7 protein-coding genes are annotated in these 12,371 nt (G+C 32.0%); 3 read left to right on the top strand and 4 right to left on the bottom strand.

Annotated elements, in window-relative coordinates; genetic code table 11:
• Positions 1–11 precede the first annotated feature (11 nt).
• Positions 12–146, bottom strand: coding sequence for a hypothetical protein (locus tag LG273_RS05290; RefSeq protein WP_404458426.1), 135 nt, complete (start codon positions 144–146; stop codon positions 12–14).
• Between the two features lie 454 nt (positions 147–600).
• On the opposite strand from LG273_RS05290, the gene LG273_RS05285 reads away from it, so the two are divergent.
• The 3 genes from LG273_RS05285 to LG273_RS05275 are packed head-to-tail and all read left to right on the top strand — an operon-like array spanning position 601 to position 3,186.
• Positions 601–789: a DNA modification system-associated small protein gene (locus LG273_RS05285; protein ID WP_404458423.1), complete on the top strand. Its 189-nt coding sequence runs from the start codon at positions 601–603 to the stop codon at positions 787–789.
• 11 nt (positions 790–800) lie between these two features.
• On the top strand, positions 801–2,813 hold the full coding sequence (dndD, locus tag LG273_RS05280) for a DNA sulfur modification protein DndD (protein WP_404458421.1): 2,013 nt from the start codon (positions 801–803) through the stop codon (positions 2,811–2,813).
• 4 nt (positions 2,814–2,817) lie between these two features.
• Positions 2,818–3,186, top strand: coding sequence for a hypothetical protein (locus LG273_RS05275; RefSeq protein ID WP_404458419.1), 369 nt, complete (start codon positions 2,818–2,820; stop codon positions 3,184–3,186).
• Between the two features lie 146 nt (positions 3,187–3,332).
• On the opposite strand, the gene dptH is transcribed toward LG273_RS05275, so the two are convergent.
• From dptH to dptF, 3 genes are read right to left on the bottom strand one after another with little or no spacing between them, the layout of a single operon-like run.
• On the bottom strand, positions 3,333–8,645 hold the full coding sequence (gene dptH, locus LG273_RS05270) for a DNA phosphorothioation-dependent restriction protein DptH (protein WP_404458416.1): 5,313 nt from the start codon (positions 8,643–8,645) through the stop codon (positions 3,333–3,335).
• On the bottom strand, positions 8,626–10,038 hold the full coding sequence (gene dptG, locus LG273_RS05265) for a DNA phosphorothioation-dependent restriction protein DptG (protein WP_404458413.1): 1,413 nt from the start codon (positions 10,036–10,038) through the stop codon (positions 8,626–8,628). Before dptG ends, dptH begins: the two co-directional genes overlap by 20 nt.
• Positions 10,031–12,322, bottom strand: coding sequence for a DNA phosphorothioation-dependent restriction protein DptF (dptF, locus tag LG273_RS05260; RefSeq protein WP_404458410.1), 2,292 nt, complete (start codon positions 12,320–12,322; stop codon positions 10,031–10,033). Before dptF ends, dptG begins: the two co-directional genes overlap by 8 nt.
• Positions 12,323–12,371: the final 49 nt, after the last annotated feature.

The following is a 12,371-nucleotide window of genomic DNA, read 5'->3' as shown; positions in this document are numbered from 1 at the left end:
GAAGTAGTACCTTACTCCGCTAATCTATTACGATATAAGTATAACATCATAGCATTTAATAAAATTGTAACGGTGAGCAAACCTATGTTAATAAACGCTACAGCGTCTGATGTATCCGTTAAGGCAGACCAATCTTCAATCTTCACAAGGTGAGTGTTATAAACATTTGCAGATACAAGGAAATACTACAAGCTCTAAAACTAATAACAGAAAGGACAATCCAATTCCTATGATCTTGTCTTTTATATTTTATAAGATTAAAAATAGGTAGTATCCAGGCAATAAATCCTAGCAAAAGACTTTCAACATTAAGTGAAACAAGAATTTCCCACTCCACTTTGTATTTTAGTTTCTTTGTTATACGGTTGTACATCCTGGTAGCTGCAATAACCTCACAAAGCACTCACTTTCATACTTTCTATTCCTTATCTTTTTTTTAAAAACAGAACACTCTTTTCTTGTCTCCCTTACTATAAAACGAAGTTGTAGAGCTAATAGAGCTAAAGGACTACATTAAGATTGATAGCACACAATATTTCCTATTAAAAAGTATTAATCTGTAGTAAAATTAGTTAATAAACTGTTAAATAGGTGATTATAATGAACAAAATAAAAAGAAGAGAAATTGAACTTTTAACTAGAAAATCTAAGGAACATGAAATACCTTATAAATTAGCCAGCGACCTTCTTAAAACTGCAAAAAAGTTATCATATGAAAACCATAGCCCCGCCGCTCGCATTAAAGAGTACCAGGACCTAATATATTTCCATACAAAAAATACAAACTAAGGTGATCTATTATGCTATTTAAAAAAATAATATTTGATAATTATAAAACTTATTACGGGACCCAAGAAGTTGATCTGTATATTCCACAGGATGTTAGGGAGAAAGGTAAAAATATTATTTTACTAGGTGGACTCAATGGCGCCGGCAAAACAACGATACTTAAAGCTATTCTTTACGTCTTATTTGGAAAAAGAGGTATGACGGAGTCCGAGCATAAACGCTTGTTCTCTAATGCCATTAATAACACATTTTTTGACGAGGGTGGACGAGAAAGTTCTATTATTCTTGTATTAGAAACTGACTCTGGTGAAGAATGGAAATTAAAGATAAAGTGGTATTTTGACAAGCAGAAGAGACTTTCACATGAGGAAAGAAATTTAGTAGTAACTAAACCTGGTTCAAAGACTAATAAACAAGCAAAAATTGATAATATTGAAACTTATAATCGGTTTATTGATAGAATTATTCCCTTTCATGCAGCACCGTTTTTTATTTTTGATGGAGAGGAAATAAAAGATATTATTCTTAGGCAAAACAGCCATGAAATGAAAGAAGCAATACATAAAATAACCGGGATGGAATCCTATAACCAGTTGCTAATTGATCTTAAAACCTTGGAGAGAAACCTGGAGAATAAACTCGCTAATTCTGTTAGTAACGAAAAATTGAATAGATTTCAAGAGGAACTTAACACAATTAATGATCGAGTACGGAAGCTAGAAAAGCAAAGAGATAAATTTAGTTTAGAGCGTGATCGATTAAGTAATTTGCTTGATGAAGAAAGGAATATTCGTAATACGAAAGTTTCTCAAAATTCTAAGTCACGTGAAACTTTCATCAAAAGACAGTCGCAAAAAGAGACGGAATTAAAACTAGCAAAAGATCAAATCGATACAACTTTTAAAAACCAAGTAATAGGAATTATCCTTGGAGATAAAATTACTCGGTTAAAGAAACAAATAAAGCTAGAAAATGAAGTAAAACGAAAGCGTATAATTGAAGAAACTTCATTAACTCCATATAGAAACTTTATCGATCAATTATTAACTAAAAATATTGAGCCTGCTCTTACTAATGGTCAATTGATCCAAATTAAAGAGCTTGGTGAAGAAATATGGAAGAAAGAAAACAACATTAACCTGGCTAGCCCTAAAGACATTAAAGAAATACATGACCTTTCAAGTAAAGAACAGAATTTTTTATTAAATTACACGACATATCAAAAAAATTCTATGACAGACTTGATTAATAAAATCGAGAAAATTGAAAACGAATTAAAACAAATCGAAATAGATATCCGAAATGCCCCTGTAAAAGTTAATATTGAAAAGGAAAATCAAAGAATTGATTCACTCACAAAAATGATTGGTGAGAACGAGTTTAAACTAAAAACAATCAATAAAAAATTAAATCAAGCTAGAGTTGATAAGAAAGATATTACTAATAAGCTTACTCGTTTGTCTGGAAAAGATGTAAACCTTGAAGAAGTACACCAACAAATTGAACTCCTGCAATCAACTATGTCAGCAATGAATGAGTACGTTGCTGAAGTGACAAGTATTAAAGCAGCATACATTAAAGACGAATTTTCCACCATGCTAAAGCAATTATTTAGAAAGCAAGATGAATTTGGAAAGATAGATTTCGATGTTGAAACATACACTATTCGACTTTATAACGATAAAATGCAGGAAATAAGTATTCAAGACCGGTCAGCAGGAGAAATGCAAATGATTTCATCTTCACTTATTTGGGCATTGACCAAAGCTTCGGATCTTTCTCTACCAATTGTAGTTGACACACCGCTTGGTAGATTAGATAGTCATCATAGAAATCGTTTAATCTCAAATTATTATAAAGAGTTAAGTGAACAAGTAATTATACTATCTACTGATACAGAAATTACTAGTGAATACGTAAAATTAATGGATGATCATTCATATAAACAATATATGTTAGATTATGATGAGGATAAAAAATATACCATTATTCGAGATGGTTATTTCGACTTTATAACGGAGTGATTTTATGGCTAATCGCAGAATGTTGCTTTCCAAAGAAGGAAAGGAAATATTAGATTTAATAACTGAATATCTAGAGGTAGACCGCCCCACTGCAATTAAAATAAGTTTGTCAAAAGGGCTTCAAATTTCTTACGGGGAAATAAAGAGCAACACACTTGATAGTAAAGACAAGTGGACTATACCTGACAACATTATCAAAGAAAATGATTTTCTCCTGTTTAAACATCTAATACAAAATGAGGCAGAGATGTCTTTAGATGAAGAAAGTTTACACAAATTAATGATTTTTTACATTGAGTCTGGACTTCGAGTTATACACGAAATTTATCAGGAAAAAACCTCAATGGAAGACCTAAGAATATCTATATTATGATTGAAGTAGTCCAATAAAAAAATATCTTGCACGCAGTTCCATCATTTTTTTTATAATAAAAACAGACAAATGGAACTGCGTTTTTATATTGTGAAAAATTTTTATGTACTCTTAATGTAACAAAACCCCACCGAAGTGGGGTTTTCCTAAAGTCTATCATTTAACGGACTAATATCGACCAAGGTGATGGTTGGATTTGAAAGTTCTCCATTAGGCTTCAGAATAGGCCCGTGAACGATGCACTGTCCTTTCTTTAACTCAGCAAGTTTGTTTTCCCACATTTTTTTCTCATTGCTATCTTTCGATAAACTTGAAGCAATGTTAGATAATTCTTGTTCCGGTGGAGAAAAATAAATCTTTTGGCTGGAGTTTTGTAACCTCGCTAATTCGTCTGCACTTAATTGAGATTTTAAAAATTGAGTAGCATACCAAGCAGACCAGCCAAATTTTCTTCCTTCAGTTAATATTCTAGCTGAAGGAGATTTTTCTGTATGATCAAGGTTTTGCGCTTCATCCATAATAACAGGCATAGGGTTATCTTTACTCCCAAATCTAATAGAATGATTCCATAGGTCCCATAGTATAAACTCTGTAATCATTAGCTGAACATCACGGGGAAATGCAGTTAGTTGAATTACGAAAACTTCTCCATTACTCTCCGTAATGTCCCTCCAGTCAATAGTATCTGTATTACTAAATGGGTTACGGTCAATTAAAGGCCGTATTTGAGAAAGAGCAGTCTTAGAATAGTTAGACCCTTCCTCTTCCAGTAATCCCTTAAGCTTTAACAGATTCATCTGTTCTCCATGCAGTTCTAACCCTCTTAGTGTAGCATCGTAAATTGCATTTTGCTGCTGTATACCTAAAGAACTATAGACTGCAGCAAAGACACTTTTAATTCTTTCCGCAACATCTGTATTAGATTCTGGAAGTTCAATCCCTCCAATATCCCTTATATTTTTGGAAAAAGGATTAATTGGGAATTGTTCACTATACACAATCTTTTGCTTAAGTTTATCCCCTAGGTATTCGACAAACTCAGATTCTAGCTGATTTGGTAAAAACCCTTCAGTATAATCAATTACGATACTTGGGATACCTAATTTTGCTTTTTCTAGCAACAAACATTGCATAAAATAAGTTTTACCTTGTCCAGATTTACCTGAAATTAAGAGGTGTCTATTCGCAAGACCTTTATTTCCGTATTCCCAAAACACTTCACTATTTGAGTTCTCGGCCTTACCTATTAACAATCTAGTATCTTGTAATGCAGGCGTTTCTATACTAGTTTGCCTGTTATTTTGGACTAATTCGACTGGCTCTTCGTTTCCCATCTTTTTTGTTACTCCATAGATAGGCTCATCAAAGTTATCTGTATTTTCCAGAGTATTGTTTGGTGTTTGTTCTTGGTATATGAACTTGTTTTCATTCGTAGGTTTTTCGTCTTTGGTGCTATTACCATCTTGTTCTTCAGGTACAGTTAATGAACTATGTTTATTATCTTGAACAGCATCTTCTTCATTTTCTAAACTGTGTTCCTCTACCTTGTATTCTTCATTAGTTTGAACTTTATATCTATAAGACAACATATCTTCCTTAATGAAATCGTTAGGCTCATCTTGGATCCAATTTCTAGTATCTTCAATGGGATGAACTAATCCTTTATATCCATCATATTCAGTCAAATTTAATAATAATACACCGTCATCAATTACTGCACTACGATGATAGGCGTCCTTTTGGAAAGATAGTATAGCACCTTCCCCAACGAAATTACTGATACCATCTGAAATGGTATACTCATCTTTTTGCAATTTTTCGATTACAAGATCACCTAATTCATAATCCTTCTCGCTCCAAAAATCACTTTGTGAAAGTTTCTGTGAATTAGATATAATTAGCTGAGTAAAAAAGTTTCTATAAAACTTTCCTTTAAAGCTTTTTCCTAGTTCACCTGTTAAAGTATCCATTAGCAACTTTTTGGTTTTATATACTTGTAGACGTGCTTTATCTAATACGGTGTTTGCATTTACACCAATTTTTACTTCGACGGGGTAATAATGCAAATGAACATCTTTTTTGTCATTGGTTTCAATTCCAATTAGTAACAAATCATCACTATGACTTCCACTTACTCCTAAATTTTTAGCAGTAAAAACTCCGTCTGATTTATTCAGACTTACTGCGCCCGCGACCCTTAATACTTCTTCTAACGAGATGGGAATCCAGAGAATATTAGGATGATCTAAATAGGACACTGAATATTTAATAGCAGAAATTATACTTAATTTCTCCCTGTCCATGTGCCCTTTACTACCAATAATTCTAAGTAACCACTCGCCATTAAAAGTATTGAAAGCTTTAATAGTATTTAAAACATTTGTATTTGTTCCTTCAACTTCTTTTTGTTTTAAAAACTCTTTAATCACGGCAAAATATTGATCTGATTTATCCGTAACTGTAATTGCATCGTAACGACTAGACGAAGAATATTGGTCACTATAATGTATCACGACTAAATTACCATCATATTTATTGAAGTATTCCAGATCTATAGTAGGGTCTACGAAAGTTACCCAATGGGAAGATTTAAAAACATGTTCTAGCATTTCTTCATCAGTATTTGTAGTTCTTGAAAAGATGGCTTCACCTTTTCTGTAGCTATCACTTCCACCATTACGTAGATTTGCAGCAAGTTCATTTACATAGTAAGCAACATTTGTCAATTCATTGTTACTGCTAATGCTATTTGCTTTTATTCCAAACCCATTTCGATAGTTTTCTTCGTCTTTCATTGATGGTACGCTTGAGTATATTCCTTCTATTGAAATACCTGATTTCATGTCATCCATTGGTTGCACTGCCATCTTCTCTTGAGCATTCATTTTATAAAAGGAAATGTGAGCATATCTATACTCTGTACCTAACTCTCTTTTAAAGAAGAATAGTTTTTCCCTTAATATCCTTAGAATATCTTCTGCTTCATAATTCTTTGATTTTAATCTAAAATTAAATAGATTTTCAAATTCTATTACAGACTCTGTTCGAGCATATATGTCGAAATAACTTTCCAAATGTTTACTCTTGTAAAGAGTAACTTCAATTGTCTTTAAATAATCAGGTCCTTCACCATCGATAACATTAACCATCCACTGAAAAATACCTCTAATCACCTCTAAATCATTTGCAATATTTATGACATTGATTTGAAGTGGCGCACGGGACTTTTCAATAAACAGATATGAAAAGTGTGCTTTAAATTGAGTTATTTTATCGCTTACTACTTTGGCTAAGTATTGATTGGCATTAGAGACAGAAACCTGGTTAACAGGCTTGAATACTAACCATTCTGCTGCTGCTAGTTGATGGTCTGGTTTATATAGCATTTCCTTCTCATCATAAATAAACGGTAATAAAGCATCAGGCGTTAACCTATTAAGAATACTATTATTTAGTTCTTCGGTTCCGAGAAGTTCAAAATATTTAAGTTTATATGCAACCATTAGAGGATGAAATGGAGTCAAATAAACCTTTTCATTTGATTGAATTGTGCCTAGTTTAAACAGGTCTAACCCTTTCTTCCCTGCAGCCACTCCACCTTTAAAGGATTGAATTTCCTTTTTATATTCACTAATATAGTCCATTGATCTCTTTCTTAGGTCTTCTGTGATGGTACATAAACTAGGTATGGAATTCCTGATTTTAAAATAGGTTATGAAGCGACTATAAGCCTCTCTTAGTCCTTCACTTAATTTAATGTCTAAAGAGCTTAATTGATCTGAACCAAAATGTGCAGCTTTCATACCCCACTCAATTATTTGGTCCTCCCACTCAAAGAAGGACTTATATTCAGAATGGAAGTAAAACTCTTGGTTTTCAAGTACTAACCTATCGTTATCTTTAATCCATTGTATATCAGATTGCTTTTCACGTATTAACTTCCAAATCCTTTGGCCAGTAATCGGCATTGAATCAGGCAATTCATTTTTAAAAAGAAAAGGTATAGTAATCTCTAGAAATGTTACTCGAATTATTAACTCATCATTGTCATTAAAAACCTCGGGCGATGGTTCGATAGTTAGTTTATCATCTTCAGTAAGCGAAACTTCTTGATTGGGCTCTGTAATTTCTATAATTTTGTGATTAATCCCATCACCAAATGTCAATTCATCATCCTCGTAATTAATTTCAACTGCTTTCCTTTTGGTATTTACCAAGTATTTTGATTTATAACTATCCAAATAAACTGGGTCAATAGGAAGTACCACTATAGAAAATTCAGCACCCAATGCAGCCTTTTTATTATGTTTATATGAGAATTTAATAAATAGAGGCTTATTTTTTGGCGGTTCAATCTTACCAATTAAATTCTTCTTCTTTACTAGCAAATTAATATTATTCTTGGATTCTTTTTCTACCTTCAAATACTCCTTATCCAACCCTTTTATATTGCCATCGATTTTAAACAAAGCTGATAGTTCAATCTCAGGAATTTGGTCAGGATTAAATATTACAATATGTCTTTTTCTCTTCCCTGCAGTATTTTCATTAAATGGCTTATCCCAAACCTTAAGTTTGTCTTTAACCTTAATTTCTTCCAGTTCTACTTTTACAGTTTTATTGTTCCTTATAAATTCCTTATGGAATCGGTCAACTTTAGGGAAATCATTATCTTTCCAATCCTCTTTTTCTAATTCATTTGCCCCAAAAGGCGAGAACTTATTTTCAAGTTCCTCTTTTTCCCGCCCGTAATCATGGATCTTTTTTACATAATCAAATAATTCTCTATTTAATTCAATACGTTTTTTTTGCTCATTTCCGGGAAAACTTGCGAGGTCAGGATCTTTGAATAGACCAAATTTGTAATATTCATGATCCTCAATATGTCCTTTTTCCAGTGTTGAAAAGATATCTTCAAACTCAAAAAGGGTTATCTGTTGAAAGGGTTGTTCTTTCATTAAATTCGTTAGATTATCCAACAGTATTATCTTGTCTACTTTCTCCAAAACACTACCATCTATTTCTTTTCTTAGACTTTTAAAAAGGGATTGAGGATGGAGAGGCATCCCTTCTTTTTGTAAATCACTACTTCCACCCTGAATGGAATCAAGTTGCTCTGATACAATACTAATTAAGGAAGTATCTTCCCATTCACTTTTCTGTTCACCTACTAAGTTTCTTAAGGTTACAAGAAAATCGGGTTTAACAAATTCAGAGGTATATGCAATGACCAAACGATGATCATTAAAGGTTAATGCATTTGTTGTATATTCCTCACCTAGTCTGTGTTGATACTTAAAAGGTATAGAGCTTTCAAAATTAGACAGCGCATCAACAAGTAATTTAACTTCAGTAGGGTTGTCTAATTGAAGGTAATATCGGTCTCCCGCTTTTATTCCTATTGTTTTAAAATAGTCTACTAATAACGAAGCTATATATTTATAAAATTGGTTTGACATATTGGGCATCACCACTATCACTTTTTTTATCAATAATATTTAAATTATCTAGTAACTTAACAACTTCTTTTTTTGAATAACGATCTAAAACAATACCTCTCATTTCAAATTGATTGAACAACTCATTTAATGGAATACGAGTGTCTTTAACAGACACTGCTGTTAATAATAGCAAAAAGTCGTGTTTTATATTTAAAACCTGTCCCAGACTACCCCGGTTTTTAATAAATTGGTTTGCTCCTAAATCCTCAACATTACCGCCATATTTCTTACTTACTGTACTACTCATTCCAGTTTTCAAACGGTTAAATAACTCCTCCATTGCTTCTGACAAATTGGTAGAAGTTGCTTGATGTTCTATATTAAATATATCGCTATACATTTGAATCCATTCTTTTATTTCCTCAAACAACTTTTCTTCATTCAATTCGCCTTTATCTACTAAGCTTTTAATATCCGTATAGGTTAATACATTAATGCTTTTTTCTCTACTCTCAATTTCTTCTATACTTGCGTTAGCTTTATTATGACTGAGATGTGAAAGCGTGTGTATATGAGGAAAGAGGTTTTCCAATCTACCTTTAATATACCTAAAGCTTTCTAAGTGATCAGCAGCCTTTCTTCTCTTACTTAAAGATTCCCACTCAAGTGTAAAATATAATGGATCTAACTTTTCATAATTGGCTGAAGTAAACCGTTCAAACTTCACCACTAATTGACACGTATACATAAAAACATAAAAATGAGTAATTAAAGGAAATGAAGTTAAAAAGTAATCTTTATACTTACTAAGGTAAACCACATCTTCCTGATACAATTGAGATAGTGGCTTTAGAAGTGGCATATATTTCCGCTCTTTTTCCTCTGTCTCCTTAAGGATATCCAACTGACTTAATACTAACTCTGTCATAATATCATTGGTTTCTTTATTATTAAATACTGACATTAATTCCTGTTTATTTATAACTAATGTATCACTCATAAATTGAGCATATTTACTGTATTCATTTTTGTCCTTTTTTTCTACCTTTATATAATTAAACAAATATGGATGAATGAGCTTTATTTCTTCTTTATTAAACAAATATTGATCTAAAAATCGCACAAAATCATGCTTATCATCTTCACTGCTGAATTCTACCTTATCAGCAATATGCTCACTAAACTCATTTTCTTCTTCTGAAACTTTGAATTCTTGTCTTTTTATAGAAGAGGAATCTAATTTTAAATTATTAAGATTTCTAACATAATCCCCAAGCACTTTATTAAAACGGTCCCTTAAAGCGCGTGTTCTCTTGGATAAAAATGGTAGCACATCTATAACATTACCCACATCATGCTTATAATTTTTTCGCAATAACTGCTCAAGTGTACTTTTATATAATTCAGACAATATAATTACTCTCCCTTTCAAATACAAAAGCTCCAAAAACATCATCTCTTTTAATAGAATAAAACCTTTGATCGGCTTTGAAAAACACTAGCAACTCAGTTTGTTTGTCACCAAATGCCATCAACTTATCAATAAACTCAACAAACTTTATGGCATCTTCTTCATCTTTTTTATTTGGTCTATAACCTTCTCTTACCTTTGTCAATAAGTTATATAGAGGATAATCAATTTCTAAAAATATCTCATTGCCTTTTATACCATCATGATAAGCTATAAGAATTGTTGACTTAAATGACTCTAAAATGTCATTCGTATTATGGTTTAAATGTTCAATAGTAGGTCGTAGATTAATTTTTTGTGCTAGCCGGAACTTTTCAGATGGCTTGTTCAAATAAATATAATCTTTTTTAGGGGACCCTTTCCATTTGAATATTGCTGATTTCATTTCGTCATAAAAGGTTCTAACACCCATTCTTTCACCTTTATTAAAATTATAGAGATTTTTAACATACGCTAGATAACTATTGTCAGCTATATTGCTTGCAAATTTTTTATTAGTTAAATAAGTTATCCTAATAAATGTTTCAAAAAATAAATTAAAAGAATAGCCCATAAGAGTTTCGTTCGAGATAAATGATTTTAACCACTTGATTGGAATCTCATCTTTTATGTTTTCATCTATTATCGAATCCCATTCACTTAAGGTGTTTAAATCAATAACAAGTTGGTCAATATGATTTGAGCGACAATGAAGAGGGTCTAGTTCACCAAGCGCTCTTAAAATGTCTGAACGTTCGGTCCGATTAAATAGTAAGTTAGGTAATGAATCTTCTAGCATATCAAATTGTGACATTAAATTAATATTGCTAATTTTGTCAGGTAAAAGAATATCAGCAACTAAATTTAAAAAGGCTCTTGCAGATATAACAAGTTTCTTTTTTACAATACTTTGTACGATGAGATTAACTATTTGCTCTTGAATCACTTTATTGTGAAGAAGTCTAAAATTTTCTTGAACCATTGTTTTAACGCCGTTTTTTTCATCTTCTCGAAGTGCCAAATAAAATGTGTTGTCCTCGGACTGTCTCGTGATCTTTTCTAAAAGCGAAGAATAAAATGTTGATATTGGACCACTTTCAGTTAATTCGTAAGAGTGGTAATCGCCAAAGCTTAAGAGATCAAAACTACCTTTACTAAAGTGAGTTGTTATTTTAGGAGTGAATAATTTACTATCATCAATAAACTTTTTTAAGGATTCATAAGTGTATCTCTCATGATTTGTTGAAATAAAGTTATGAAGAACTCCCATATTAATGGCTAGAATTACTCTACCTTTAGCAGTACTAAGTTTTTGATCAGAGAATTCATTTAATGTCTCTTCTAACGTTTGCATGGCATCTTTTCCTGGCGAAAAACTCTCAGTCGCGTCATTAAATATAGTATAGTTTTCGATTAACCAAGGTTTCTTCTCTTTTAAGTACGCTAATAAGTGGGATTTACCATCTCCAACATTCCCACATAACAACACAAGACTACCCTGATCTTTACTCAAGTTTTCCTCTAAGACTTTTTCAAGATCCAATTGAACTTTTCTATCTACGTGTAGGTATTCTTTAAAATGGCTAAATTGATTAGCATTTTCAATTGCTTCCTGTGATGAATCTTTTAACCTTCTGATCTCCCTTAAAAGGTAACTTTGACCTTCTTCTAAGTCTTTATTTAAGATATCTGGTTTTTCCCCTTCTATAACCTTTTCAATTACTGGTTGGTTATCATTTCCAACACTAATATTCTGACCACCTTGCTTACCCAACAACTCACTTATTTTTTGCTGGATTAGTTCCTCCACATTTTCTTGTTTTGGAAGTTGTGGTGTTTCATAAACTGGGACTTTAACTTGCTTTTCTGAATCTGAATAAACTTCATAAAACCATACCGCAATATTATACATTTCCCGGTGAAGTTTATATGCATCAGCCAGATCATTTTGTTGTCCAGGGTGAGCCGCCTTATTTCCAACCATACGAATTGTATCCAATGATTTTTGAGTTTCTCTCTTTATGTATTCCTCTTTTGTTAAGTAAGATACTTTTTCATAAAAAGATTTAATATAGGGTTCTTCAATTTTTTCAATACTAAAGACTTCATTTAGTATAGTCTCAGCAAATTTTCTGGCTTTAACAATTGCACTGCTGGGATCTTGAAAAATTATATTTTCCATTTCATTAGCATATTGAGCTGCAGGAGTATTAATTTCTTTAAGGAATTCTACAAACTTACTCATTTTTATCAACTCCAAACTACATATTCACGCTATTATTTTACCATAATTA

It is taken from the genome of Oceanobacillus kapialis (assembly GCF_044790185.1).
GTDB classification, from domain to species: Bacteria; Bacillota; Bacilli; order Bacillales; family Amphibacillaceae; genus Oceanobacillus_B; species Oceanobacillus_B kapialis.
The sequence above is the reverse complement of the archived record's forward strand: the minus strand, read 5'-3'. Positions and strand labels throughout refer to the sequence as shown.

Bases quoted from the DNA above. Each gene is read 5' to 3' on its own strand.
- LG273_RS05285 (WP_404458423.1), top strand. From the start codon at position 601: ATGAACAAAATAAAAAGAAGAGAAATTGAACTTTTAACTAGAAAATCT.
- dndD (WP_404458421.1), top strand. From the start codon at position 801: ATGCTATTTAAAAAAATAATATTTGATAATTATAAAACTTATTACGGG.
- dptH (WP_404458416.1), bottom strand. From the start codon at position 8,645: ATGTCAAACCAATTTTATAAATATATAGCTTCGTTATTAGTAGACTAT.
- dptF (WP_404458410.1), bottom strand. From the start codon at position 12,322: ATGAGTAAGTTTGTAGAATTCCTTAAAGAAATTAATACTCCTGCAGCT.
- LG273_RS05275 (WP_404458419.1), top strand. From the start codon at position 2,818: ATGGCTAATCGCAGAATGTTGCTTTCCAAAGAAGGAAAGGAAATATTA.